Here is a 25324-nt window from a genome sequence, read left to right as displayed (position 1 = left end):
TGACCTCGGGTGCCACGACGAAGTCCCGTCGCTCGCCCTCGATGGTCCTGGTGCGGTAGCCGTCGAGGCAGGGATCGGGGTCGTCGGCCCGCAGCGGACAGGTGGTGTACTCGATCCGGTCCAGGCTCAGCACGGTGCCGGCGGCGCCGTCGGTGACCGCCACCGCGTGACCGAGCTCGTGTACCTCACCGAACCGGGACAGTGGCGGGTAGGCGGCCGTCGGCATCGGTGCCGGCGCCGCCGTGGGCGGCGCGATGTTCGCCCGGGCACCGGCGGCCGGAGCCGTGGTGCTGGCGGGGGCGGCGGTGCTGGCGGGGGAGGCCGGCGCGGCGCCCACGTCCGGATCGCCGGCGCACCCCGCGGCGGCGAGGGCCACGACGAGGGCGGCGGTCACCGCCAGCGGGCCGAGCCGGACCGGCGGAGCGGGAATTCCAGGGTGATCCACGGCAAGCGACTGTAGCGTTCGGGGCGCGGCGCGCCTGTCGGAAAGAAGCCAGTCGCGGACGGAACCGGTCATCGGCGCGCCGGGCGGGGGTCGCCGGCGCTATCGGAGACGGCCGGCGTCGCGCGCGGCGGTCTCGGCGGCCAGCAGCTGGGCCTCGACGAGGTCGAGGCCGGCGGACCAGAAGCCGGGGTCGGCCAGGTCGATGCCGACGATGCGGCCCAGGTCCTCGGGGCTGCGGGAGCCGCCGGCGGCGAGCATCTCCAGATAGCGCGGCACGAACGCGGGGCCCTCGTCGACGTAGCGCTGGTAGACCGACAGGGCCAGCAGCTGCCCGTAGGCGTACGCGTACACGTACCCGGGTGTGCTGATGAAGTGTGGGACGTAGCTCCACCAAGTCCGGTACCCGTCGGTGATCTCGACCGAGTCGCCGAGCAGCTCCCGCTGGGTGGCGGTCCAGGCCTCGTTGAGGCGTTCGACGGACAGCTCGCCCTCGGTGCGCCGCGCGGTGTGGACGGCGTCCTCGAACCGGTTCATCGCGGCCTGTCGGAAGACGGTGGCGATGGCCCCCTCGACCGCCTCCGCCAGCAGGGCGAGACGCTGCTCGGGGTCGGACGTCCGCGCCAGCAGCTGGTTGAAGACGATCGTCTCGCCGAACACCGAGGCCGTCTCGGCGACGGTCAGCGGCGTGTTCTGCTGCAGGATCCCCTGGCCCGCCGCCAACGCGAAGTGGATGCCGTGGCCCAGCTCGTGCGCGAGGGTCAGCACATCCCGGCGCCGATGGGTGAAGTTGAGCATGACGTACGGGTGCACCGACGGCACGGTGGAGCTGGCGAACGCGCCGCCCCGCTTACCCGGCCGGACCGGGGCGTCGATCCACCTCTCGTCGAAGAACCTGCGGGCGTGCCGCTCCATCTCCGGTGAGAACGCGCCGAAGGAGGCCAGCACCAGATCGCGGGACTCCTCCCAGCCGAAGCGCTCGTCGGCGGTGGTGACCGCGGCCGTGCGGTCGTAGTCGGCGAGCGTGGGCAGGCCGAGGATCCGGGCCTTGAGGCGGTACCAGCGCCGCGGGATGTCGTAGCGGTCCCGCACGGCGTCGACCAGCGCCCGCACGGAGGCGTCGGAGACCTCGTTCGCGAGGTTGCGGCTCGTCAGCCAGGTCGGGTAGCCGCGCAGGCGGTCGGTGATTGCCTTGTCGTGGATCAGCGTGTTGAAGATGTAGGCGCGGGTGCGCAGCCCGGGCGCCAGCGCGGCGGTGACCGCCTCGGCGGTCGCGCGGCGCACCTCCCGGTCGCCGGAGGCCAGCCGGCTCAGCGCGACGTCCAGCGGCTCGCCGCCGGCGCCGTCGCCACCACCGGGGCCGCGGACCTCGATCGCCGACACCTGCTCGGAGAACAGCCGGCTCCACGCCGCCCGGCCGGTGACCGCCTTCTCGGCCAGCAGCTTCTCCTCCGGCTCGCTGAGCAGGTGCGGCCGGAAGCGGCGCTCCATCCGCAGGTGGTGCCGGGCCTGGTCGAGTCCGTCGGCGCCCAGCAGCCGCTCGGCGACGTCGTCGTCCAGCGCCGCCCATTCCAGGCCGAAGAACAGCAGCGTCGTCTCGATCGCGGTGGCGCGCTCCCGCACCTTCTGCAGCAGCGCGCCCCGCTCGGGGTCGGCCGTGTCGGTGGAGAACCGCAGCGAGGCGTAGCTGCTGGCCCGCCCGACCAGCTCGTAGATGGCCGTCAGCTCGCCGGTCGCGGCCACGAGTCCCGGCCCGTCCAGCTCGGCGACCCGGCCGGCGTGGCGGCGGGCGAACGCCTCGGCCCGCGCGTGGGCGTCGGCGAGCTGGGCGTCGACGCTCTTCGCACCCTTGCCGTCGAGCAGCGGCTCAAGGTCCCACAGCGCGACATCCAGGGCCGGATCGGACTGCGCCTCGGTTGTCATGGCCGTAAGCTACCGACCGCCGCACCGGACCGTCGCGCAGCGCACCGCCGAGCGCGGGCGGGCGCCAGGCGCACCTGCGGCGACGACTTCTCAGCAACACGACTTCTCAAAAACACGACTTCTCAGGGACGACGACTCCTCGGGGGCTGACACGATGCGCATCGGGACGATGATCGGCTCGGACCGGGACCGGCCCGCCCGGGACCGGGTGGCCAACTTCGCCGCCGACGCGCGAACGGCCGAGGAGCACGGTTTCACCTCGATGTGGGTGCCGCAGGTGCCGGGATACTTCGACGCGCTCACCGCCGTCACGCTGATGGGGCAGGCCACCAGCCGGATCGAGCTGGGCACGGCGGTCGTGCCGCTGCAGTCGCGGCACCCGGTGGCGATGGCCCAGCAGGTGCTGTCCACCCAGGCGGCCTGCGGCGGGCGGTTCACTCTCGGGCTCGGGCCGTCGCACCACTGGATCGTCACCGAGCAGCTCGGCCTGCCCTACGAGCGCCCGGCCCGCCTCGTGCGTGACTACCTGCAGGTGCTCAACGCGGCCTTCGCCGGCGGGGGGCGGGTCGACGTCGAGAACGAGAACTTCCGGGTGCACAGCCCGCTCGATGTCACCGACCTGGCCGCCGTCGGCGCGCCGGCGGTGCTGCTGGCCGCGCTCGCGCCGGTGATGCTGGGGCTGGCCGGCGGGCAGGCCGCCGGCACCATCCTGTGGATGGCGGACGAGCGGGCGATCGCCGACCACGTGGTCCCGCGGCTGACGAAGGCGGCCGCCGAGGCCGGCCGGCCGGCGCCGCGGATCATCGCCGGGGTGCCCGTGGCGTTGTGCGCGCCCGGCGAGGTGGACGCGGCCCGCGAGTACGCCGAGCAGACGCTCGGGCACGCCGAGCTCTCACCGAACTACGTGCGGCTGCTGGAGCACGGCGACGCCCGCGGCATCGGGGACGTGATGGCCGCCGGGGACGAGACCGCCATCCTCGACCGCCTGCGCCGGTACCGGGAGGCCGGTGTCACCGACCTCGGCGCCCGGGTGATCCCGCTCGGGCCCGACGTGGCCACCCGCGCCGAGTCCCGCCGCCGGACCACCGAGTTCCTCGCCCAGCTCTGCCCGGAGCTCTGACGGGTCCGCCGGGTCCCTGCCGCGGCTGCCCGGGCCTCTAGTTGCGGCCGGTGGCCGAGGCGGTGATCAGGACGAGGACGGCGGCGACACCGACCTGGAGCAGCAGGGTCAACAGCCAGGTGGCGTCGACGGCCTCGGCGATGGCGAGCCCTCCGGCGGCGCCCACCAGGCCGACGAGGATCGTCATGAGGCAGCCGATCGCCTGCCGGCCGGGGACCACGAGCCGGCCGAGNAGCCCGATCACGAGCCCGGTGACGATGGCGCTGATGATGCCGGTCGGTGCATCCATGCCATGGATTCTCCTCCGCTGTCCGCCCGGCGTGCTCGCGGCTCGATGCCCGCCGGGCGTGGCGGGGGCGGCGGGGGCGGCGGGGCGTCACCGGGTCAGAGCAGCAGGCTCTCCACCAGGACGGTGTCGTGCTCGGCGGCGACGAAGCGGGAGTGGTCGAGCAGGCCGAGCAGGAACTCCGTGGTGGTGACCACGCCCGGTCCCCGCGCGTGCAGCTCGCCGAGGGCGCGGCGTAGATCGCGTTCGCGCACATCAGTACCCGGTCGGCGACGGCCAGGGCAAGCGCCCCGCCGCTGCCGCCCTCGCCGGTGACGACCGCGACGAGGGGCACCGGCAGGCCGGCCATCAGCCGCAGGTTCTCCGTGATCGCGACGGCCTGCCCGTTCTACGTCGTCGAGCGCTACCTGCGGACCTGTGGCGACGCGGTGGTGGAACCATCCGGGAGGTGATCGCGCAGTTCCGGCTGCCGCCAATGCCTACGTCCCGCGGGTGCAGGCCGCGACCCGGGCGGACCCGGTCCTGGCCCGCGCGCTGGTCCGCGTGGTCAACCTGGTCGAACCGCCGTCGACGCTGCTGGCGCCGGGGATGCTGGCCCGCACCCTGCGGTTCGGCCCGGGCCTCGGTCCGACACCTCCCGCACTTCCTCCGACCATGGGAAACAGTTAGGTTTCCAACTTGGTTTCCAGATCGTCCCTCCGCGGGGGCCGGCGGGACCGACGGAGGGACAAGCTGTGGACGACCAGGTCAGCTACGCGCGGCGGATCCGGCAGCTCGCCAGTGCCCACCCGGAGCAGCCGGCCTTACGCCACATCGCGCTGGACGGCTCCGAACCCGGTTTCACCTGGTCCGAGCTGGACCGCCGCTCCGGCCAGCTGGCGGGCGCCCTGGCCGCCCGCCGGCTGGGGAGCGGGGACCTGCTCGGCCTCGGACTGCGCAACTCGCCGCAGTTCGTGCTGAGTGCGCTGGCGGCCTGGAAGCTCGGCGCGGTTCCCGTCCCGGTGCGCTGGGACCTGCCGGAGTGGGAGCTCTCCCGGCTGCGCGAGACGGTCGGCGCGCCGGTGCACCTGGGCCCCGGCGATCTCTCCTGGATCGACGCCACGGCCGACCTGCCCGTGCCGGACCTGCCCGACGCGACCTCGCCGCAGATGAACGGAATCTGCAGCAGCGGTTCCACCGGGACCCCGAAGGTGATCCTCAACACCCGCCCGGCGGTGTTCGACCCGCGCTACACCACGCCCTTCATCGATCTGTGGGGCTCCGCACCGATCCCTCGGCCGCAGGTCATCCTGGTGCTGGCGCCGATGTACCACGCCAACGGCTTCTCCACCCTCTACAGCCTGCTCGGCGGCGACCGGCTCGTGGTGATGGAGAAGTTCGACGCGGCCCGCGTCGTCGACGTCATCGAGCGGCACCGCATCACCACCTTCACGGCGACGCCGACCATGCTCAAGCGCATCGCCGACCTGCCGGACATCGAGGGGCGCGACCTGTCCAGCCTTCAGTGGATCATGCAGGGGGCGGCGCCGATGCCGCCCTCCCTGGTCCACCGGTGGGCGAAGCTGATCGGTGCCGAGCGGATTCTGATGGCCTACGGCATGACCGAGGCCATCGGCATCACGGCGCTGCGCGGTGACGAATGGATGGGCCGGCCGGGCAGCGTGGGCCGCGGAATGCGCGGCACCGAGATAAGGATCCTGGACCCGGCGGACGGCACCGAGCGGCCGCCCGGCGAGGTCGGGGAGATCTACCTGCGCACCCCGGGCGCGGGCTACGGCGGGTACACCTATCTCGGGCAGGCACCGCAGCTGCGCCGGACGGCGGATGGTTTCGAGACCGTCGGAGATCTCGGGTATCTGGACGCCGACGGCTATCTGTTCCTGGTGGACCGGCGGGTCGACATGATTGTGTCCGGCGGCGCGAACGTGTTCCCGGCCGAGGTGGAGATGGCGCTCATCGACCATCCGGAGATTCTCGACGTCGTGGTGATCGGACTGCGCGACCCGGAATGGGGCCGGCGGGTGCATGCCGTCGTGCAGCCGGTCGACCCGGCCCGCCCACCCACCGCCGCGGAGGTCATCGCCTACGCCAAGAGCCGGCTCGCCGCCTACAAGGTTCCCAAGACGGTCGAGACGGTGGATGTGATCCCGCGCAGCGAGGCGACGAAGGTGAACCGCGGCGCGCTGGTGGCGGCCCGGGGCGGCTGAGTTTCCCGGCCTGGCCGGTCGGCCATTTCGGCACACAATCGAAACGGACCGGCGGTCCAGTTGACGGCCTTCTTCTGCGGGGCGTCATTTTTCCGGTAATTCCGCCGCCGGGCGGCGCGGCCGCGGCCTTCCGGGTGGTGCCCGGTGAAATCGGCGAAGGAATGCACCCGTATCCGGTCGGGGGTGTGCCCGTCGTACGCCGGTCGGGTCGTCGGGGGCGGGGACATGTGCCAGTGTGACTACAGGCACACCGACACGACGCCACGGATGGGCCCTGATTTTGTGTGGAGCGTGCCCCGCCGGCACCTGCCCGGTGTGACGGAACGTGTTGAGTCCGGCACTGGAAGGTGTTGGATTCCCGGCTTCAGGTGACCTTGCCTGTGCCTCGGGGTGCGTACGGTGACCGGCCGCGGAGGGGAGGGTGACATGGGTGACGGTGTCCTCTCCCGTCCGCTCCGCTCGCCGACCACCCCGACTGGCCGGTGCTCATCGACTACCGTGGCGGGTCCCGCCCGCCGCGCCGGGTCGCACCCCGGCCCGCCGGCAGCTGTGACAACCGGCCTCCCGGGCGCCCGGGAGGCCCGGCCCGACGAAGGAGTTTTCGAGAAGAATGCCTCTGCGTGCTCGCCGGTCCTGTCTGGCGGTTCCGGCTTCCAATCCGAAGATGCTGGGCAAGGCGCAGGGCCTTCCCGCCGACCAGATCTTCTGCGATCTCGAGGATTCCGTCGCTCCTGACGCGAAGGAGTCCGCGCGNGGCAATGTGGTCTCGGTCCTGAACGAGGGCGACTGGGCCGGAAAGACCCGGGTGGTGCGGGTCAACGACCTCACCACCAAGTGGACCTACCGCGATGTCGTCACGGTGGTCGAGGGGGCCGGCGCGAACCTGGACTGCGTCATGTTGCCGAAGGTGCAGACCGCGGCGCAGGTGCAGTGGCTCGACCTGCTGCTCACGCAGATCGAGGAGGTGATGGGATTCGAGGTCGGCCGCATCGGCATCGAGGCCCAGATCGAGAACGCCCTCGGTCTGTCCAATGTCAAGGAGATCGCGTTCGCCAGCCCGCGAATCGAGACGATCATCTTCGGCCCGGCGGACTTCATGGCGTCGATCAACATGCCGTCGCTGGTGGTGGGGGCGTTGACGCCGGACTATCCGGGGGATCCGTTCCACTACGTCCTGTTCAAGATTCTGGAGGCGGCGCGCGCCCGCGGCGTGCAGGCGATCGACGGCCCCTTCCTGCAGATCCGTGATGTGGACGCGTTCCGCGGGGTGGCGAAGAAGTCGGCGGCACTCGGTTACGACGGCAAGTGGGTGCTGCACCCCGGCCAGATCGAGGCGGCGAACGAGATCTACGCCCCCCGCCAGGAGGACTACGATCACGCCGAGCTGATCCTCGACGCGTACGCCTTCTACACCTCGGCCGCCGGCGGCCTGCGCGGCGCGGTCATGCTCGGCGACGAGATGATCGACGAGGCCAGCCGGAAGATGGCCGAGGTGATCGCCGGCAAGGGCCGGGCCGCCGGGCTGACCCGCACCGTCACGTTCGAGCCCCCCGCGGCCTGAGTGGTCCGCCGAATCCCGCCGAGATCAACGAAACAGGAGCCGCCATGGGCCGGATCGCGCAGACCGACGGACTGACCGACGTCCAGACCGACATCCTCGCCGCGGTGCGGACGTTCGTGGACAAGGAGATTCTTCCGCACGCGAACGAGCTGGAGCGCAAGGACGAGTTCCCGGACGCGATCGTCGAGGCGATGAAGGAGATGGGCCTGTTCGGGATCACCATTCCCGAGCAGTACGGCGGGCTCGGTGAGTCGCTGCTGACCTACGCCCTGGTCGTGGAGGAGATCGCCCGCGGCTGGATGAGTGNTTCCGGGGTCATCAACACCCACTTCATCGTGGCCTACCTGGTGCTGCAGCACGGCACCGAGGAGCAGCGGCAGCGCCTGCTGCCGAAGATGGCCACCGGTGAGGTGCGCGGCGCGTTCTCGATGAGCGAGCCGGGCTGCGGCTCGGACGTCTCGGCCATCACCACCCGCGCCGACCGCGACGGCGACGACTACGTCATCAACGGCCAGAAGATGTGGCTGACCAACGGTGCCCGCGCCGGCGTGGTCGCGACCCTGGTGAAGACGGACGAGGGCGCGGACTCGGTCTACCGGAACATGACGACCTTCCTGCTGGAGAAGGAGCCGGGTTTCGGCACGCACGGCGGGATCACGATTCCCGGCAAGCTCGACAAGCTCGGTTACAAGGGTGTCGAGACCACCGAGATGATCCTGGACGGGCACCGCACGCCGGCCAGTTCGATCCTGGGCGGCCCGGAGGCCGCCGGCCGCGGCTTCTACCAGATGATGGACGGCGTCGAGGTCGGCCGGGTGAACGTCGCGGCCCGCGCCTGCGGCATCATGATCCGCGCGTTCGAGCTGGCGATCGCCTACGCCCAGCAGCGCCGGACCTTCGGCCACCAGATCGCCGACCACCAGGCCATCGCGTTCAAGCTCGCGGACATGGCCACCAAGGTGGAGGCCGGTCACCTGATGATGGTCAGCGCCGCCCGCAAGAAGGACAGCGGCCAGCGCAACGACGTCGAGGCGGGCATGGCCAAGTACCTGGCCAGTGAGTACTGCCACGAGGTCACGACCGAGTCGTTCCGCATCCACGGCGGTTACGGCTACTCCAAGGAGTACGAGATCGAGCGCCTCTACCGGGAGGCCCCGTTCATGCTCATCGGTGAGGGCACCTCGGAGGTCCAGAAGCGGATCATCAGCCGGGCCCTCCTCAAGGAGTACAAGCTCCCCGGCTGAGACAGCCGCCGCGGCGCGTCCACCGGCCCGCGGGCCCGCGGGCCGGTGGACGCGCACGCCTGGGGCGCCCCTCGGTGGGCCCGCGGGCGGTCGAACGACAGGGATCCGCCCGGGCAAGGGCCGGAAGTGTGAAGGAGCAGGGAGCGCATGCAGTTCGGCCGGTACTACGAGGAGTTCGAGGTCGGCGCGGTCTACCGGCACTGGCCCGGCAAGACGGTCACCGAGTACGACGACCATCTGTTCTGCCTGCTGACGATGAACCACCATCCGCTGCACCTCGACGCGAACTACGCCGAGCACACCACCCAGTTCAAGCGGAACGTCGTCGTCGGGAACTACGTGTACTCGCTGCTGCTCGGCATGTCGGTCGCCGACGTCTCCGGCAAGGCGATCGCCAACCTGGAGGTGGAGTCGCTGCGGCACGTGGCGCCGGTCTTCCACGGCGACACCATCTACGGCGAGTCGACCGTCCTGGACAAGGTGGAGTCGAAGAGCAAGGACGACCGCGGGATCGTCACGGTCGAGACCCGCGGGCTCAACCAGGACGGCACGCTCGTCTGCATCTACCGCCGCAAGGTCATGGTGCCCAAGCGGTCCTACGGCGAGGCGCGCGGCGGCGAGCAGCCGGGGCGGCCGGAGCCCCGGACCTCCTGACCCGGCCACCGAAGAGAGCATGATGGCTGACCCACAGACCGCCGGCCCGGCTGGTCCCGCGGCGGACACCGCCCCCGCCGACGAGCTGATCCGCACCGAGCACGGCAGGGTGCTCGTCCTCACCATGAACCGGCCCGAGGCCCGCAACGCGATGTCGCTGAGCCTGGCGACGGCGATCGCCGCCGCACTCGACGAGCTCGACGCCCGCGACGACCTCAGCATCGGCATCATCACCGGGGCGAACAACACCTTCTGCGCGGGTATGGACCTCAAGGGCTTCGCCCGCGGCGAGCGCCCGCTGGTGCCCGGCCGCGGGTTCGCGGGGGTCACCCATCAGCCGCCCCGCAAGCCGCTGATCGCGGCGGTCGAGGGGTACGCCCTGGCCGGTGGCTTCGAGATCGTGCTGGCGTGCGACCTCGTCGTCGCGGCTCGGACGGCGAACTTCGGTCTGCCCGAGGTGAAGCGGGGCCTGACCGCCGCGGCCGGTGGTCTGCTGCGGCTGCAGCGCCGCATCCCGTACCACCTGGCCATGGAGCTGGTGCTGACCGGCCGGATGTGGCCCGCCGCCGAGGCCGCCGAGGTGCACCTGGTCAACCGGCTCACCGAGCCCGGCGGGGCGCTGGCGGCGGCGCTGGAACTCGCGGAGGAGATCGCCGCGAACGCCCCGCTGTCGCTGGCCGCGTCCAAGCAGGTACTGGCTCGTTCGGTCGACTGGCCGCTGGAGGAGGCGTTCGAGCGGCAGGAGGAGTTCGTCTCCGTGGTGCGCGGCTCGGCCGACGCGCAGGAGGGCGCGCGCGCGTTCGCAGAGAAGCGGCCGCCGCGCTGGACCGGTCGCTGATCGGTCGCTGACGGCCTTCGGCCGGGGGCCTGGCAGAAGTCGACAGTGAGCGCCGGGTCCGGCCATGCTGAAGCAGGTTCGGGGTGGTGTGTGCGTTTCCCCGGGTTCGCCGTTCCGGGAGGGCTGATCCGGGCGGCGCTGCAGCCGCGACCGCCGCGGCGCCAGCCTGCCAGCTTCGCCGGTGGCCTCCGCGCGCGCTCGCTCGACGAAAGGTGACATTCGTTGGATCTCTACGGTGCGACCCTCCGCGGCGGTGCCGCGCGGCGTCCCGGCCGGCGGTAGCCGATGTTCTCCGTTGATTCCGTCCTCGCCGCGCTGGCCCTGGAACCCGTGGCCGCCGACCGGTACCGCGCCGGCAGCGTCGGTACCGGTGGCCCCGTCGTCCACGGCGGTCAGCTGCTGGCGCAGACCCTGATCGCGGCGCAGCAGGGCCAGGATGGCAAGAGGGTCAAGACGCTGCACACGGTCTTCGCCCGGGCGGCCCGCCCGGACGCCCCGCTCGAGATCGCGGTGGACCGGGTGCACAGCGGCCGGAGCCTGGCGACGAGCCTGGTGTCGATCAGCCAGGGCGAGCGGCTCTGCGTGCAGTCGCAGGTCATGCTGTCGGCGGACGAACCGGACTTCATCCACCACGCCGACACCCACCCGGCGCCGCCGGCCCTGCCGGCCGACCAGGTCGATCCCGCCGAGAGCGCCGGAGCCTGGCAGATCAGGATCGCCGGGGACGTCGACGTGAACGACCCCGAGGCGGTCGGCCCGGCGGAGCTGGATGTGTGGACGCGCTGGCCGGGTGCCCCCGATGACGAGGTGCTGGGCGCGGCGCTGCTGGCCTTCTCGACGGACAGCTTCCTCATCGCGACCGCGATGCGGCCGCACCCGGGTGTCGGCCAGGCGCTGGCGCACCGGTCGATCTCGACCGGTGTTCTCAGCCACACGATCACCTTCCACGCGCCGGTCCCGGCGCGGGAATGGCTGCTGCTGTCCCACCGCAGCTCGTTCGCGGGGCACGGCCGCAGCTACGGGCGGGGTGATGCCTACCGCGGGGGTCGGGGCCTGGTCGCCTCGTTCGTGCAGGACAACATGATCCGCGCGATGGCGGCGTCGGGCCGCCACCTCTGAGACGCGCTTTCGGCCCGTCCGGAACGGGGTCGAGGCAGCCGTTCGAGGCGCGCCGAGGTCGCAAAATCAGGCTGAATCGGCTGAGATCGGTACAGACCGGCCGATTTGTCGCAACGTTGTGATGGCTGGCCCGGGGTGTGACGGGAGCCCGGCGGACCGCTCCGGCCGTCCCGGTCCGGCTATCGCGCTCTCCGCCTGTGATCGGGGTGCTCTCGCCGGGCGGAAAGCAGAAGTCGACACCCTCGGACGGGTTCTGAGAGGATTTCTCCAGGCAGCGGTGGTGCGCCGGGTGGCGTCGTCCCCCCGGCGCACCACCGCTGCCGCGACTTTCGGCGACGTTCGGTAATCGCCGGGTTGCGCTGTGGGAGATCGGGTGGCGGGTGGCGGGAATTCGGCCGCTCAGACAAGCCCGTGCTTTTCTTCTTCGTCAATCCTTGCCCGCACAAGAGAGGCACCAGTGATGTTNGGGCAGTGTGTTCGGGCAAGACTTGACTTCGATGTCGACATCAGTAGCATGAGGCACCTCACAGCCCTGGAACTGTACTCGGGGTGTTGTGAGGTTCGTGCCCCCCACCAGAGGAGCGAACGTGACGGAGCATGAAGCGGTAATCGTCTCGACCGCAAGAACGGCGATCGGTACGGCGGTCAAGGGTTCCCTCGTGGACGTCGACGCGTTCGAGCTTGGTACCCGGGCGGTCGCGGAGGCTGTTCGCCGGTCGGGTGTGGACCCGGCCGATATCGACGACGTCGTGCTGGGCGAATCCCTTTACGGCGGCGGTGACATCGCCCGCTACGCGGCGATCGAGGCGGGATTCCCGGGCGCGCCCGGCGTCGCGCACAACCGGCACTGCGCCTCCGGGCTGGTCGCCATCCAGACGGCGGCGGCCTCCATCCGTTCCGGGATGGACCGCGTGGTCGTCGCGGGCGGGACCAACTCGTCCTCCACCGCGCCGCGCTCGAAGCGGCGCCGGCCCGGCAGTGACGAGGTGGAGGACTGGTACTCGCCCACCCACCGCAACACCGCCGAGGCCCCCAACTACGACATGTCGATCACGGTCGGCTGGAACGCCGCCGTCAAGGCCGGGGTGTCGCGCGAGGAGATGGACGCCTGGGCGCTGCGTTCCCACCAGCGGGCGGTGGCGGGTAACGACGCCGGCAGCTTCAAGGAGGAGATCTTCCCGATCGAGGTCCCGCGGCGTGACGGGACGAGCTTCACCTTCGAGGTCGACGAGCATCCCCGCCGGACGACCAGCATGGAGAAGCTCGCCGCGCTCAAGCCGCTGCACCCCGAGATCGAGGGCTTCAGCATCACCGCCGGCAACGCGGCGGGCGCGAACGACGGTGCGGCCGCCCTGGTGGTCACCGACGGCGCGTACGCCACGGCGAACGGGCTGGAGCCGCTGGGCGTCGTGCGCGCCTGGGCGTCCGTCGGCGTGCCGCCCGCCGAGACCGGGATCGCGCCGACCATCGCGATCCCGAAGGCCCTGCGCCGCGCCGGTCTTTCGGTGGCCGACATCGACCTGTGGGAGATCAACGAGGCGTTCGCGTCCGTGGCGGTCGCGGCGTCCCGGCTCCTGGAGATCGACGAGGACCGGGTCAACATCCTGGGTAGCGGCTGCAGCCTGGGGCACCCGATCGCGATGACCGGTGCCCGCCAGGTCATCACCCTGATTCACGAGCTGCGCCGCCGCGGCGGCGGGCTCGCGGTGTCGGCGATGTGCGCCGGCGGTGGCATGGCGAGCGCGCTGGTGCTGGAGGTTCCCGCTCCGCGGGCCTGACACCGGCCGCGGTCCCGCCCGGATGGCTCACCGGGCGGGACCGCGGCGGTTGCCCGGTCGCCTGGTCATCGGTTGACGGATCACCACAAAACAACAACGCCGCCACGTCTGTTCGTGGCGGCGCTATTTCCCGTACCTCGAATTCAAGGGAATGACGACACGGTGAAGCGGCAGCGATTCCGTACCCGGCGACCAGCACACCCACCGGTCGGCCGGCGGCCCGACAACCAGGTACAGGATAAGCCTAGCGCCGCCTGTCACGGTAGCTGAGGGGTCGGGCAGCCGTTGTCATGAACGACACATCCTTTGCTCACGACTTTTTCCAGGCGCTGCTGCAGGGTCTGCCGCCGGGAGTCGTCTACTCACTGGTCGCGCTGGGCTTCGTCCTGACCTACAAGACCTCCGGGGTCTTCAACCTCGCCTTCGGCGCCCAGGCCTACGTTTCCGCGGCGATGTACTTCAAGACCCGGATCGAGTGGGACTGGCCGACCGTTCCGGCGGTCATCCTGTCGGTCTTCGTCATGGCGCCGCTGATCGGCCTCGTCCTCGAGCGGCTGATCTTCCGGCCGTTGCGGACGGCCCCCGCGGTGGCACGCCTCGTCGTGGCCGCCGGCCTCGCGGTGGCGATCCCCTACCTCTTCGACATCCTCGCCAGCTTCTCGGCGGTCGCCGGCGTCACCCCGGTCGGTGTCGCGCCGGATGGCGCGAACGTGTTCTACGACCCGTTCGGGGTCTACGCGTTCAGCCGTAACGAGCTGGTCAGCATGGGCGTCGCGCTGGTCGCCGTGATCGGCCTGGTCGCGCTGTTCCGCTTCAGCGCCATCGGCGTGCGGATGCGGGCCGTGGTCGAGAGCCCGAAGATGACCGAGCTGAACGGCATCCCGGCGGACCGGATCTCCGCTCTCTCCTGGGCGCTGTCGTCGCTGTTCGCGGGCATCGCCGGCGTGCTCATCGCGCCGCGGTTCAACACGCTCGCCGCCGCCGACTTCTTCAGCCTCATGGTGGTCGCGATCGCGGCCGCCGCCATCGGGCGGCTCACCAGCCTGCCGTGGGCCATGGGCGGCGGCATTCTGCTGGGCGTCATCATCGCCCAGCTCAACACCTTCCTGCCGCGGTGGTCGGAGGATCACTCCTGGGTCAAGACCGTTCAGGACAACCTGACGCCGTCCGTGCCCTTTGTGGTTCTCTTCGCCGTGGTGGTGCTGGTGCCGAGCATCCGGCGGTCCCGGGATTCGGGCGACCCGCTCGCCGGTGTCGAGCCGCCGCCGCCGTCGCTCGGCGGCGAGGTGCGCAACCCGCGCACGGCGCTGCTCATCCGGCTGGTCGGCTTCGCCCTCCTCGGCGTCGCGGCCGTTGTCGTGCTGACCCGCGGCGACGACCTGTGGGTCTTCCTGGTCACCCAGGCGGTGGTGGTCAGCATCATCTTCCTGTCGATCACCGTGGTCACCGGTATGTCCGGCCAGATCTCGCTGTGCCAGGGCGCCTTCGCCGCCATCGGGGCGTTCACCGTCTACCAGCTCGTCAGCCGCTACGACATGTCGGTGCTGGTGGCCACGCTGGTCGGGGCGATCGTGGCCGCGGTGGTGGGCGCGGTCCTGTCGCTGCCGGTGCGCCGGCTCGGCGGTATCTGGACGGCGATCGCGACGCTCGCCTTCGCCTACTTCTTCGACGCCGTCCTGGTGAAGCTGTCCTGGGTCGGCGGCGGCGACGAGGCGCTGCTGATGGGCACCGCGCTCCCGCGGCCGGTCATCGGCCCCTGGGACCTCGGTGACGACAAGTACTACCTGGTGTTCGCGTCGATCATCCTGATCATCGTGGCCACCGTCGTCCTGCAACTGCGCAAGGGCACGTTCGGCCGCACGGTCGTCGCGATGCGCGGCAGCGAGGTCGGCGCCGAGTCGATCGGTATCTCCGCCGCCCGGGTGCGCCTCGTCGCCTTCGCGATCTCCGCCTTCATCGCCGGTCTGGGCGGCGCGCTGCTCGCCATCCAGCAGGAGAACGTCAACTACAGCACGAACTTCAGCCCGTTCACGGCCCTGTTCTGGGTGGTCATGGTCGTCACCCTGGGCTCGCGGACGATCCGCGGGGCGCTCAACGCCGCCGCCGCGTTCGCGCTCTTCGACCAGCTGATCCTCAAGGGCACGGTGCTCGCCTGGATCCTGCGCAGCGAGAGCGCGGTGCCGGACTTCTTCCCGATCTCCGGCAAGTGGGTCTTCGTCCTGTTCGGCCTGGCGGCCATCCAGTTCGCCCGACATCCCGAGGGCCTCGTCGAGCGGCCGATGAAGCCGCCGGCCTTCCTGCGCCGGCTGTTCGCCGGCCAGCCGGCCGCCGTTCCGGCGCTCGCGGGTGCCGGCGGCGTCGGCACGGTGCCGGCCTCCGTGGTGACCGAGAGGCCGGCGGCCCCCACCCCGACCGCCGAGGCCACGTCAGCGGCGTCAGCCACGTCAGCGGCGTCGACGGGCGCTCCGGCTCCGGCCGAGCCGGCCGAACCGGCCGCGACGACCGTGCCGGCCGAGCCGGCCGCGACGACCGTGCCGGCCGAGCCGGCCGCGACGACCGAGCCGGCCGCGACGACCGTGCCGGCTCCGGCCGCGGGAGCCGCGCGGCCCGCCGCGGCTGGTGACGCCGCGACCGCCAGTGGCAACGGCACGGCCGACCCGGCGCCCTCAGCCGCCGCCGGGGACAGCACCGGCGGGGACAGCGCCACCGCGAACACGGCCACCGCGAACACGGCCGGCGGGGACACGGCCGGCGGGGACAGTCCGGCCGCGGCGGGTCCGGTGGGCGCGGCGCGGGCGGATTCCAACGGAGGGTCCGAGCAGTCGGCATCCTCCTCGCCCGCGCGAACGGAGGATGTGGTCTCGTGACCGAGGTACTTCGAGCCACCGGCGTCACCAAGCGGTTCGCGGGCATCGTCGCCCTCGACGGGGTGACGATGCAGATCGACCAGGGCGAGCGGGTCGGACTGATCGGGCCGAACGGCGCCGGGAAGACGACCTTCTTCAACTGCCTGCTCGGCGTGCTGCCGATGGACGGCGGCAGCGTCGAGATCGCCGGCAAGGACGTCACCGGTGTCGCCGCCTACCGCCGGGTGCGGGCCGGTGTCGGGCGCACCTTCCAGCGGATCGAGCTGTTCCCGGACTGCACCGTCCGGGATCACCTGCTCGTCGCCGAGCGGGTGCGCCGCGGGCACGGCCGGCTGTGGAAGGACATGATCGGGCTGGGACGGCCCAGTGCCGCCGAGATCGCGCAGTGCGACGGCGTCCTGGATCTCCTCGGCCTGCGCCACCTCGCCGACGAGCCCATCGAGCGGCTCAGCCTCGGCCAGGGCCGCCTGGTGGAGGTCGGCCGGGCGCTGATGACCGAGCCGAAGCTGCTCCTGCTCGACGAGCCGTCGTCGGGCCTGGACCGCTCCGAGACGGCGGCGCTCGCGAAGACCCTGCAGGAGGTCCAGGGCGAGCAGGGCTTCTCCATCCTGCTGGTCGAGCACGACGTCGAGCTGGTCACCAGCTTCACGGAGCGGTCCTACGTCCTGGACTTCGGTCGCCTGATCGCCGAGGGCCCGACCCGCGAGGTCATGGCCAGCAAGGAGGTCCGGGACGCCTATCTCGGGAACTTCGAGGTGAAGCAGTGAGCGACGCGCAGGTGACCGAGCCGACACCGCAGGCAGCCACTCAGCCGCGGGCACAGACCCCGCCGATCCCGGAGCAGACCGGGCAGCCGGCCGGGACTCCGGCGCTGGAGTTCAGGTCCGTGGTCGCGGCCTACGGGCCCTTCCGGGCCCTGTTCGGCGTCTCGTTCGAGGTCCGTCCCGGGGAGGCGCTCGCGCTCGTCGGCTCCAACGGCGTGGGCAAGACCACGGTCGCCCGGGTCGCCTCCGGCCTGGTCGCCCCGACCGAGGGAGCCGTCCTCGTCGGCGGCACCGACATGACGGGTGCCAAGGCGTACCGCTTCGCGCGGGCCGGCGTCGCCCATGCCACCGAGGGACGCTCGGTCTTCGCGACGCTGACCGTCGAGGAGAACCTCTCGCTGTCCTTCGGGCGCAGTTTCGGGAAGAAGGGGGTCCGCGCGGCACTCGAGCAGGCCTACGGCATCTTCCCGGTGCTGGGGGAGCGGCGTAAGCAGCTCGCCGGCAGCCTGTCCGGTGGCCAGCAGCGCATGCTGTCCATGGCCCGGGTGATGGTCGAGGTCCCCAGGATCCTGGTGGCGGACGAGCTGTCCCTGGGGCTGGCGCCCATCATCGTCGCCGAGCTCTACGAGGCCCTGGCCCGGCTGCGCGCCGAGGGCACCTCGCTGCTCATCGTGGAGCAGCAGGTCGGCCACGCGCTGGACCTCTGCGACCGGGTGGTGCTCCTGGAGCACGGCTCGGTCGCCTGGACCGGCGACAGCGCCGCGGCGAGCGGCGTCGTGACCCAGGCGTTCGAGGCGGCGCACTAGACCCCGTGACCGGGACGCGCCCGGACACACCGTCGCCGGACGGATCTCGCCCCTGGCACCGCTCGCCGCCCGCGAGCCGGTGCCAGGGGCGAGTCGGCTGGGCCGGTTACTCGGCGCCGGGGCGGAAACGCAGCGGGCGGTCCACGTCGTGGTCGCAGGAGGGCTCGGGCTCCGGCTTGTCCCGCAGCCGCAGCGCGTTGACGAAAAGCCGGGTGAGCTGGTCGGACGCCTGCTCGAAGTCACTGTCGACCAGCCCCTGGACGAGCCACATCTCGGCGAACCTGGAAACCATCGCGCCGAGGGAGTGCGCGGCTATCGCGGGGTCGATGTCCGGATCGGTGAGCCCGAGCGCCTGGAGCTGGCGAATGGAGCCCACGACGCGGTCGCGGTCACGCTGCTGGTGCTCGAAACGCTCGCCGTTGAGCTCGGCGTCATAGCGGGAGACCTGCTCGATGACGCCGATGATCCGGGCCTCCGCCCGGTAGCTCTCCAGGAAGCGGCGGATCCCCGCCCGGATCCGCTCCCGCGGGGGAGCGGTCGACGAGGGAATGAAGATTGCCGTGCTGAGCGGAGCGTTCAGCAGATCGGCCATCTCCTTCGCGATCTCGCGGAAGATCTGTTCCTTGGAATCGAAGTAGTGATAGAAGGACCCGTGTGACAGACCGGCCTCTTCCGCGATGTCCGAGATTCTGGCTTCCAGGAAGCCGTCCTTCTCGAAGACGGTCTTGGCTGCGTCGAGGAGGCGAGCCCGGGTTGCCGCGCCCTTGCGCGAGCGGGGCCCGTTCGGCTTCTCGCGGTCGGTTGGCGCGGCCGTCGACAATGCCTTCTCCTTCTCCGGCGGGACCGGCCCACTTTTCGCGCCGCGGAGGCAGGTCAGGGGCGTTGGTCAGGGTAAGTCAAGCAGACTATACTAGCCCCGCCGTGGTTTTCCGGGCCTGTTCCCGACATCCGGTGGCGCGTGTCGAACGCCCACCGGCAAAAGGTGCCCCGGCTTCCCGCCCGGCGTCCGGGCCGGGGCGGGGCGGCGCGGGTGAGGTCACTCGCCGTGTCCGGCGCGGGAGGGCGTACGGATCCGCCGCCCCGGCCGGTCGGAGGGCCGCGCAGTGGGCTGGGCGGGTGGCGCTGGGCGGGGTGCTGACCCCGGCCCGGCCGTTCCGGCAGGGTGACGGATCGGCTTCGTTCGCCGGACCAGGGTGGGGCCGATGGGCGGTTCGGGACGATGCCCGCGGCATAACCCGGCGCAGCGTTCGGCCGCTGCTGTAGCGTCCGTTCTGATCAGGCGTCTGCTTTCGCCGTCAACCTCATCGATCATGGAGTGGAACGATGCGGACTGTAGTTGTCGGAGCATCCAGCGGGCTGGGGAGATCCATCGGTATCGGTCTCGCGCGCCAGGGCGCGTCGACCGCATTACTCGCCAGGCGTCATGACCGGCTGGTTGATGCGGCCAAGGAGGCCGGTCCCGGAACACTCGCGATCCAGTGTGACGTGACCAGCGCGGAGTCCTGCAAGCGGGCGATCGAGGAGGCCGTAAATGGCCTCGGTGGTATCGACGCGCTCGTCTACGCCCCCGGGGTCGGCCCCCTCATTCGTATTGAGGATATCGACGCCGAAACCTGGCACAGCACCTTTGCCACGAATGTCGTCGGCGCTTCGCTGGTGACCGCGGCGGCCATTCCTCACCTCACCGAGTCCGGCGGGACGGCGGCGTACCTTTCGACGGTCAGCGCCTCGGTCACCGACCCGTGGCCGGGTCTGGGCGCGTACGCCGTCACCAAGGCCGCGCTCGACAAGCTGGTCCAGGCGTGGCAGATCGAGCACCCGAAGGTCGGGTTCACCCGGGTCGTGGTCGGCAACTGTGTCGGCGGCGAGGGGCACTCGGGGACGGAGTTCGCCTCCGGGTGGGACCTGAGCCTGGTGGGCGAGGTGCACCCGACCTGGGAGACCCGCGGCTACATCACCAACACCTTCCTGCCCGTCGAGGAGCTGGTCCGGGTGGTGCACAACGTGCTGAGCAACGGGGCGAGCACCAGCGTGCCCACCGTCGTGGTCGGCCCCCGGCTGTAGCCGCTCCGAGAGCGGCTCCGGCGGCGGCGCCGTCCGTCACCCCGGCAGCCGCTCGGATTCGAGCATCCCCGGCCGGCGTGACGTGCGCCACCCCGCCGGGTGGGTAGATGCAGGCGTGGCTGGCCCGGGCTCCCGCGCCCGGGCCAGCCGGCGGGGCTTCGCCTCGACAGTGCGGCCGACTGCCGCTAGCCTGCGTCGCATGTTAGTCGACGCTAACATCGACCGACCGGCCTCCCGGGGGCGCGCCGAGCCCGCCGAGCAGCTGCGGAGTCTGGTCGATGTCAAGGGCGATCCCGCCCGACACAACGCCGCCGCGTTCGCCGAGCTGGTCGAACAGCTGCGCGGGAGACTGGCGAGCACCGCGCTCGGCGGGTCCGAGACCGCCCGGCGCCGGCACGTCGAACGGGGCAAGCTGCTGCCCCGCGACCGGCTGGACACGCTGCTCGACCGCGGTAGCCCGTTCCTCGAGCTGTCGCCGCTGGCCGCCGCCGGGATGTACGACGACGAGGCTCCCGGCGCGGGGATGATCACGGGGGTCGGCCGGGTCTCCGGCCGGGAGTGCGTGATCGTCGTCAACGACGCCACCGTCAAGGGCGGCACCTACTACCCGATCACGGTGAAGAAGCACCTGCGCGCCCAGGAGGTGGCGCTGCACAACCGGCTGCCCTGCGTCTACCTGGTCGACTCCGGCGGGGCGTTCCTGCCGCGCCAGGACGAGGTGTTCCCCGACCGGGAGCACTTCGGCCGGATCTTCTTCAACCAGGCGACGATGTCCGCCCGGGGCATCGCGCAGATCGCCGCCGTGCTCGGCTCCTGCACCGCGGGCGGCGCCTACGTCCCGGCGATGAGTGACGAGGCGGTGATCGTCCGCAACCAGGGGACGATCTTCCTGGGTGGCCCGCCGCTGGTGAAGGCGGCCACCGGTGAGGTCGTCAGCGCCGAGGACCTCGGCGGCGGCCTGCTGCACTCGCGGAAGTCGGGTGTCACCGACCACCTGGCGGCCGACGACACCGACGCGCTGAACATCGTGCGCCGCATCGTCGGGGAGCTGGCACCGCGCAGCCCGCGGCCGTGGGACGTCGTGCCGACCGAGGCCCCGCTGTACCCGGCCGAGGAGCTGTACTCGGTGGTGCCGGCGGACCCGCGCACGCCCTACGACGTCCGCGAGGTGATCGCCCGCCTGGTGGACGGCAGCCGGTTCGCCGAGTTCAAGAAGGAGTACGGCCCGACCCTGGTCACCGGGGTCGCCCGGCTGCACGGCCACCCGGTGGGCATCATCGCCAACAACGGGGTGCTGTTCGGTGAGTCGGCGCTCAAGGGCGCCCACTTCATCGAGCTGTGCGACCGCCGCCAGATCCCGCTGCTGTTCCTNCAGAACATCACCGGGTTCATGGTGGGCCGCGACTACGAGGCCGGCGGCATCGCCAAGCACGGCGCGAAGATGGTCACCGCCGTCGCCTGCGCCCGGGTGCCGAAGTTCACCGTGGTGATCGGCGGCTCCTTCGGTGCCGGCAACTACTCGATGTGCGGCCGGGCCTATTCGCCGCGGTTCATGTGGACCTGGCCCAACGCCCGCATCTCGGTGATGGGCGGCGACCAGGCCGCCGCCGTGCTCTCGACCGTGCGCCGCGACGCCATCGAGGCCCGCGGCGGTGCGTGGTCCGCCGACGAGCAGTCGGCCTTCGAGGCGCCGATCCGCGAGCAGTACGAAGAGCAGGGCAACCCCTACTACGCCACCGCCAGGCTCTGGGACGACGGCGTGATCGACCCGGCGGACACCCGCACCGTGCTGGGTCTGGCGCTGTCGGCCGCGGCGAACGCGCCGCTGGAGCCGGTCGGCTACGGCGTCTTCCGGATGTGAGGGTCGATGTTCCACACGGTGCTCGTCGCCAACCGCGGTGAGATCGCGGTCCGGGTCATCCGGACTCTGCGCGAGCTCGGCGTCCGCTCGGTGGCGGTGTACTCCGACGCCGACGCGCAGGCCCGGCACGTCGCCGAGGCGGACGTCGCGGTCCGCCTGGGCCCGGCCCGGGCACTCGACTCCTACCTCAACATCGAGCGGGTGATAGCCGCGGCGGCCGCCACCGGGGCGGAGGCGATCCACCCCGGTTACGGCTTCCTCGCCGAGAACCCGGCGTTCGCCCGGGCCTGCGCCGCCGCCGGCGTGGTCTTCGTGGGCCCGTCCCCGACGGTCGTCGACCTGATGGGAAACAAGATCGCGGCCAAGCGCACGGTGGCCGCGGCCGGCGTGCCGGTCGTCCCCGGCCGGGTCGAGCCGGGCATGTCGGACGACGACCTGGTCGAGGCGTCGACCGAGATCGGCTACCCGGTGCTGGTGAAGCCCGCCGCGGGCGGCGGCGGCAAGGGCATGCGGCTCGTCCGTGACCCCGCCGACCTGCCCGAGGCGCTGCGCTCCGCGCGGCGGGAGGCCGCCGCGTCCTTCGGCGACGACACGCTGTTCGTCGAACGGTTCGTCGACACCCCCCGCCACATCGAGGTCCAGATCCTCGCCGACACCCACGGCAACGTGATCCACCTCGGTGAGCGGGAGTGCAGCCTGCAGCGGCGCCATCAGAAGATCGTCGAGGAGGCGCCGTCGGTGCTGCTCGACGCGGCCACCCGCGCCCGCATCGGCGGCGCGGCCGTGGACGTCGCCGCCGCCGTCGGGTATGTCGGCGCCGGGACGGTGGAGTTCGTCGTCGGCACCGACCGGCCTGACGAGTTCTTCTTCATGGAGATGAACACCCGGCTGCAGGTCGAGCATCCGGTCACCGAGCTGGTCACCGGCGTCGACCTGGTAGCCGAGCAGCTTCGGGTCGCGGCCGGGGAGCCGCTGCGCCGCACCCAGGAGGACATCCGGCTGACCGGCCACGCCGTGGAGGCGCGGGTTTACGCCGAGGACCCGGCGAGGGGCTTCCTGCCGACCGGCGGGGACGTCCTGGTGCTGCGGGAACCGGCCGGGCAGGGCGTGCGGGTCGACTCGGGCCTGGCGGCCGGCTCCCAGGTCGCCGCGACCTACGACCCGATGCTGGCCAAGGTCGTCGCCTGGGCGCCCGACCGGGCCGGTGCGCTCGCCCGGCTGGACACCGCGCTCGCCGGCACCACCCTGCTGGGCGTCACCACCAACATCGGGTTCCTGCGCCGCCTGCTCGCGCATCCCGACACCCGGGCCGGCCGGCTCGACACCGGCCTGGTGGAGCGGCACCTCGACGCGCTGACCGCGACGGGTCCCGACGCGGCGGCCGTGGGCGGCGAGCCGACGGCCGAGGACGCGCTGGCGGTGTTCGGCCTGGTCGGCGAGAGCCGGCTCGTCCCCACCGGTCCGATCGTCGACCCGTGGGATGTCCCGTCGGGCTGGCGGCTCGGTGAGCCCGCCTGGTCACGCTGGTCGGTGTCCGGCGCGGGCGGGCCGGTCCGGCAGGTCGGCGTTCTGCGGACGGCCGACGGCGCGACCACCGTCCGGGTCGACGACGGCCCGGCCCGCGCGGGGGACCTGCGCTGGCTGCCTGCCGCCGCCCCGGGCCAGCCGCCCGAAGCGCTGGTGACCGTCGACGGCCGGGCCAGGCGCTGGCAGGTCGCGGTGACCGACGACGCGGTCTGGGTGGGCGCCGACGGGTTCGCCTGGTCGCTGGCGGAGCGCCGCGCCGAGCGCGGGGGTGACGCCGCGGCCGGTGACCACGGCGGTGAGGCGCGCAGCCCGATGCCCGGCATCGTCGTCGACGTGCGGGCGACGGCCGGCGACGCGGTGGAGCCCGGAGCGCCGCTGGTGGTGGTCGAGGCGATGAAGATGGAACACACCGTGGTCGCGACGGTTGCCGGGCAGGTCAAGGATGTGCTGGTCCGGGTCGGCGACTCGGTGGCGCTCGACGCGCTGCTCGCGGTGGTGGAGCCCGCCGCGGTGGTCGAGCAGGCCACCGCTGCTGGGTCAGACACCGCTGCTGGGTCAGCCACCGCTCCTGAACCGGCGCACCGGCCCTGAGCTCGCGGCGGATCCCGGGCGCCCGACGTCCTGGATCCGTCCCCCGTACCAGAACCGTGACACCTGGGCGGTGACGCCCGCGGGTGCGCCGCTGTGACCTCCGCGGGGCCGTGGTCGGGCCGCCCCCGTGGGGCGGCGGCTGTGGATACCCGCGATCCGGTGGTACCGGGCCGGCCGCGCCGTCCGGTGACCGGCAGACCCGGCGACCAAGACATATGAGCAGGATGAAAGGGACAGGCCATGCCTGACAGTCGGCTGAGCGAGGAGCACGAGAGCCTGCGCCGGACGGTCGAGGAGTTCGCCCGCGAGGTGGTCGCCCCGGCCGCCGCCGCGCATGACGAGGCGAAGACCTTCCCGTACGAGATCATCGCGCAGATGGGGGAGATGGGCCTGTTCGGTCTGCCGTTCCCCGAGTCCTACGGCGGCCAGGGCGCCGACTACTTCGCGCTGTGCCTGGCGATCGAGGAGCTCGCCCGGGCCGACTCCTCCGTCGCGATCACGCTGGAGGCCGGGGTCGGCCTGGGCGCGATGCCCATCTACCGCTTCGGTACCGAGAAGCAGCGCGAGGAGTGGCTGCCGGTGCTGGCCAGCGGGCGCTCGCTGGGTGCCTTCGGGCTGACCGAGCCCGGTGCCGGCAGCGACGCCGGCGGCACCCGCACCACCGCGCGGCTGGAGGGCGGCGAGTGGGTGATCAACGGCTCCAAGGCCTTCATCACCAACTCCGGCACCGACATCACCCGGGTGGTCACGGTCACGGCGGTGACCGGCGAGCCGGTGAACGGCCGGCCGCAGATCTCCTCGATCATCGTCCCGGTGCCCACCCCGGGCTTCACCGCGGGCGCGCCCTACTCGAAGGTCGGCTGGCACGCCTCGGACACCAGGCCGCTGTCCTTCCAGGACGTGCGGGTGCCCGAGGAGAACCTGCTCGGCGAGCGCGGCCGCGGCTACGCGAACTTCCTGTCGATTCTCGACGAGGGCCGGATCGCGATCTCCGCGCTGTCCGTGGGGCTCGCGCAGGCCTGTGTCGACGAGAGCGTGAAGTACGCGAAGGAGCGGGAGGCGTTCGGCGCCCCGATCGCCCGCAACCAGGCGATCGCCTTCAAGCTGGCGGAGATGGAGACCCGGACGTTCGTCGCCCGGACGGCCTACTACGAGGCGGCCTGGCGCATGCTCGCCGGCCTGCCGTTCAAGAAGGAGGCGGCGATGGCGAAGCTGTTCTCCTCCGAGGCGGCGGTGACGAACGCCCGCGAGGCCACGCAGATTCACGGCGGCTATGGATTCATGAACGAGTACCCGGTGGCCCGGCACTGGCGCGACTCGAAGATCCTGGAGATCGGCGAGGGCACCAGCGAGGTCCAGAAAATGTTGATCGCGCGCCATCTCGGCGTCTGAGAAGACGGGACGCGTCACGTCATGAAGCACATTCTCGAAGCGATCCAGGCTGCCGCTCCGCGTTCGGCGGCGCGGCGGGCCGAGTTCGCGGCCCTGCCGGTGCCGGAGTCGTACCGGGGGGNGGTGGTGCGCAAGGACGAGGTGGGGTTGTTCGAGGGGCGGGCGTCGCGGGACAAGGATCCGCGGGAGTCGTTGCATGTGGATGAGGTGGCGACGCCGGAGCTGGGGCCGGGTGAGGCGCTGGTGGCGGTGATGGCGTCGTCGGTGAACTACAACACGG

The 25324-nt window shown here is 71.8% G+C and carries 19 protein-coding genes and 6 pseudogenes; 20 read left to right on the top strand and 5 right to left on the bottom strand.

All coding sequences use genetic code 11. The features are described 5' to 3' along the window. Window positions 1–544: 544 nt before the first annotated feature. On the bottom strand, window positions 545–2365 hold the full coding sequence (locus tag UG55_RS24170; RefSeq protein ID WP_066073518.1) for a M3 family oligoendopeptidase: 1821 nt from the start codon (window positions 2363–2365) through the stop codon (window positions 545–547). 154 nt (window positions 2366–2519) lie between these two features. Here UG55_RS24170 and UG55_RS24165 point away from each other — a divergent pair, with 154 nt between their 5' ends. Continuing rightward, entirely contained in the window at window positions 2520–3485 is a 966-nt protein-coding gene (locus UG55_RS24165) for a TIGR03564 family F420-dependent LLM class oxidoreductase (protein WP_066073515.1), read from the top strand. Window positions 3486–3522: 37 nt separating this feature from the next. On the opposite strand, the pseudogene UG55_RS48180 reads toward UG55_RS24165, so the two are convergent. The 3 genes and pseudogenes from UG55_RS48180 to UG55_RS48175 all read right to left on the bottom strand — a co-directional run. Then, a pseudogene (locus UG55_RS48180) lies at window positions 3523–3717 on the bottom strand (GlsB/YeaQ/YmgE family stress response membrane protein); the annotation flags it as partial. A 152-nt stretch (window positions 3718–3869) separates the two neighbouring features. Beyond that, entirely contained in the window at window positions 3870–4025 is a 156-nt protein-coding gene (locus UG55_RS29270) for a hypothetical protein (protein WP_157901557.1), read from the bottom strand. Further along, window positions 3995–4156, bottom strand: a pseudogene (locus UG55_RS48175) (hypothetical protein); the annotation flags it as partial. The gene UG55_RS29270 and the pseudogene UG55_RS48175, both read right to left, overlap by 31 nt. Window positions 4157–4263: 107 nt before the next feature. On the opposite strand from UG55_RS48175, the gene UG55_RS27875 reads away from it, so the two are divergent. The 13 genes and pseudogenes from UG55_RS27875 to UG55_RS24110 all read left to right on the top strand — a co-directional run bounded on the left by UG55_RS27875 (window position 4264) and on the right by UG55_RS24110 (window position 17609). Then, entirely contained in the window at window positions 4264–4440 is a 177-nt protein-coding gene (locus UG55_RS27875; RefSeq protein WP_242425026.1) for a hypothetical protein, read from the top strand. Between the two features lie 65 nt (window positions 4441–4505). After that, on the top strand, window positions 4506–5978 hold the full coding sequence (locus UG55_RS24155; RefSeq protein ID WP_066073507.1) for a class I adenylate-forming enzyme family protein: 1473 nt from the start codon (window positions 4506–4508) through the stop codon (window positions 5976–5978). 610 nt (window positions 5979–6588) lie between these two features. Then, window positions 6589–6731, top strand: a pseudogene (locus UG55_RS42675) (aldolase/citrate lyase family protein); the annotation flags it as partial. A 1-nt stretch (window position 6732) separates the two neighbouring features. Continuing rightward, on the top strand, window positions 6733–7539 hold an 807-nt coding region (locus UG55_RS24150; protein ID WP_242425025.1), incomplete at its 5' end, for a CoA ester lyase. 44 nt (window positions 7540–7583) lie between these two features. Continuing rightward, a pseudogene (locus UG55_RS42670) lies at window positions 7584–7845 on the top strand (acyl-CoA dehydrogenase family protein); the annotation flags it as partial. 1 nt (window position 7846) lies between these two features. Beyond that, on the top strand, window positions 7847–8783 hold a 937-nt coding region (locus UG55_RS24145), incomplete at its 5' end, for an acyl-CoA dehydrogenase family protein (protein WP_242425024.1). A 147-nt stretch (window positions 8784–8930) separates the two neighbouring features. Further along, a complete protein-coding gene (locus UG55_RS24140) occupies window positions 8931–9437 on the top strand; it encodes a MaoC family dehydratase (protein WP_066073498.1) in 507 nt (168 codons plus the stop codon). 22 nt (window positions 9438–9459) lie between these two features. Beyond that, a complete protein-coding gene (locus UG55_RS24135; RefSeq protein WP_066073555.1) occupies window positions 9460–10275 on the top strand; it encodes a crotonase/enoyl-CoA hydratase family protein in 816 nt (271 codons plus the stop codon). Between the two features lie 285 nt (window positions 10276–10560). After that, complete coding sequence (locus UG55_RS24130; RefSeq protein WP_066073494.1) at window positions 10561–11394, top strand: acyl-CoA thioesterase II; 834 nt, start codon at window positions 10561–10563, stop codon at window positions 11392–11394. A 587-nt stretch (window positions 11395–11981) separates the two neighbouring features. Beyond that, the gene (locus UG55_RS24125) at window positions 11982–13172 is read left to right on the top strand and encodes a thiolase family protein (protein ID WP_066073491.1); all 1191 of its coding nucleotides are present in this window, start codon (window positions 11982–11984) and stop codon (window positions 13170–13172) included. A 290-nt stretch (window positions 13173–13462) separates the two neighbouring features. After that, window positions 13463–16039: an ABC transporter permease gene (locus tag UG55_RS24120; RefSeq protein WP_066073488.1), complete on the top strand. Its 2577-nt coding sequence runs from the start codon at window positions 13463–13465 to the stop codon at window positions 16037–16039. Continuing rightward, the gene (locus tag UG55_RS24115) at window positions 16036–16806 is read left to right on the top strand and encodes an ABC transporter ATP-binding protein (protein WP_066073485.1); all 771 of its coding nucleotides are present in this window, start codon (window positions 16036–16038) and stop codon (window positions 16804–16806) included. Before UG55_RS24120 ends, UG55_RS24115 begins: the two co-directional genes overlap by 4 nt. Further along, window positions 16803–17609, top strand: coding sequence for an ABC transporter ATP-binding protein (locus UG55_RS24110; RefSeq protein WP_242425023.1), 807 nt, complete (start codon window positions 16803–16805; stop codon window positions 17607–17609). The genes UG55_RS24115 and UG55_RS24110 overlap by 4 nt, the downstream gene beginning before the upstream one ends. A gap of 106 nt (window positions 17610–17715) precedes the next feature. On the opposite strand, the gene UG55_RS24105 is transcribed toward UG55_RS24110, so the two are convergent. After that, window positions 17716–18429, bottom strand: coding sequence for a TetR/AcrR family transcriptional regulator (locus UG55_RS24105; protein ID WP_066073482.1), 714 nt, complete (start codon window positions 18427–18429; stop codon window positions 17716–17718). A gap of 503 nt (window positions 18430–18932) precedes the next feature. Here UG55_RS24105 and UG55_RS24100 point away from each other — a divergent pair. The 6 genes and pseudogenes from UG55_RS24100 to UG55_RS42660 form a co-directional block, all read left to right on the top strand. Further along, the gene (locus tag UG55_RS24100; RefSeq protein ID WP_066073479.1) at window positions 18933–19673 is read left to right on the top strand and encodes an SDR family oxidoreductase; all 741 of its coding nucleotides are present in this window, start codon (window positions 18933–18935) and stop codon (window positions 19671–19673) included. Between the two features lie 199 nt (window positions 19674–19872). Beyond that, window positions 19873–21044: pseudogene (locus UG55_RS24095) on the top strand (carboxyl transferase domain-containing protein); the annotation flags it as partial. A gap of 1 nt (window position 21045) precedes the next feature. Beyond that, window positions 21046–21534 (top strand): carboxyl transferase domain-containing protein (locus UG55_RS42665; RefSeq protein ID WP_304440449.1); only part of this gene is annotated, 489 nt, incomplete at its 5' end. Window positions 21535–21540: 6 nt separating this feature from the next. Next, on the top strand, window positions 21541–23652 hold the full coding sequence (locus UG55_RS24090) for a biotin carboxylase N-terminal domain-containing protein (RefSeq protein WP_066073475.1): 2112 nt from the start codon (window positions 21541–21543) through the stop codon (window positions 23650–23652). A 240-nt stretch (window positions 23653–23892) separates the two neighbouring features. Next, entirely contained in the window at window positions 23893–25044 is a 1152-nt protein-coding gene (locus tag UG55_RS24085) for an acyl-CoA dehydrogenase family protein (protein WP_066073473.1), read from the top strand. Between the two features lie 122 nt (window positions 25045–25166). Then, window positions 25167–25324, top strand: a pseudogene (locus UG55_RS42660) (crotonyl-CoA carboxylase/reductase); the annotation flags it as partial.

It is taken from the genome of Frankia sp. EI5c, assembly GCF_001636565.1.
Taxonomy (GTDB): domain Bacteria; phylum Actinomycetota; class Actinomycetes; order Frankiales; family Frankiaceae; genus Parafrankia.
Note: the sequence above shows the minus strand (reverse complement) of the source record. Positions and strands in the feature narration are given on the sequence as shown.

What these genes read in the sequence shown, in the direction of transcription:
- UG55_RS24170 (WP_066073518.1), bottom strand. Translation starts at nt 2,365, where the DNA reads ATGACAACCGAGGCGCAGTCCGATCCGGCCCTGGATGTCGCGCTGTGG.
- UG55_RS24165 (WP_066073515.1), top strand. Translation starts at nt 2,520, where the DNA reads ATGCGCATCGGGACGATGATCGGCTCGGACCGGGACCGGCCCGCCCGG.
- UG55_RS24140 (WP_066073498.1), top strand. Translation starts at nt 8,931, where the DNA reads ATGCAGTTCGGCCGGTACTACGAGGAGTTCGAGGTCGGCGCGGTCTAC.
- UG55_RS24135 (WP_066073555.1), top strand. Translation starts at nt 9,460, where the DNA reads ATGGCTGACCCACAGACCGCCGGCCCGGCTGGTCCCGCGGCGGACACC.
- UG55_RS24130 (WP_066073494.1), top strand. Translation starts at nt 10,561, where the DNA reads ATGTTCTCCGTTGATTCCGTCCTCGCCGCGCTGGCCCTGGAACCCGTG.
- UG55_RS24120 (WP_066073488.1), top strand. Translation starts at nt 13,463, where the DNA reads ATGAACGACACATCCTTTGCTCACGACTTTTTCCAGGCGCTGCTGCAG.
- UG55_RS24100 (WP_066073479.1), top strand. Translation starts at nt 18,933, where the DNA reads ATGCGGACTGTAGTTGTCGGAGCATCCAGCGGGCTGGGGAGATCCATC.
- UG55_RS24090 (WP_066073475.1), top strand. Translation starts at nt 21,541, where the DNA reads ATGTTCCACACGGTGCTCGTCGCCAACCGCGGTGAGATCGCGGTCCGG.
- UG55_RS24085 (WP_066073473.1), top strand. Translation starts at nt 23,893, where the DNA reads ATGCCTGACAGTCGGCTGAGCGAGGAGCACGAGAGCCTGCGCCGGACG.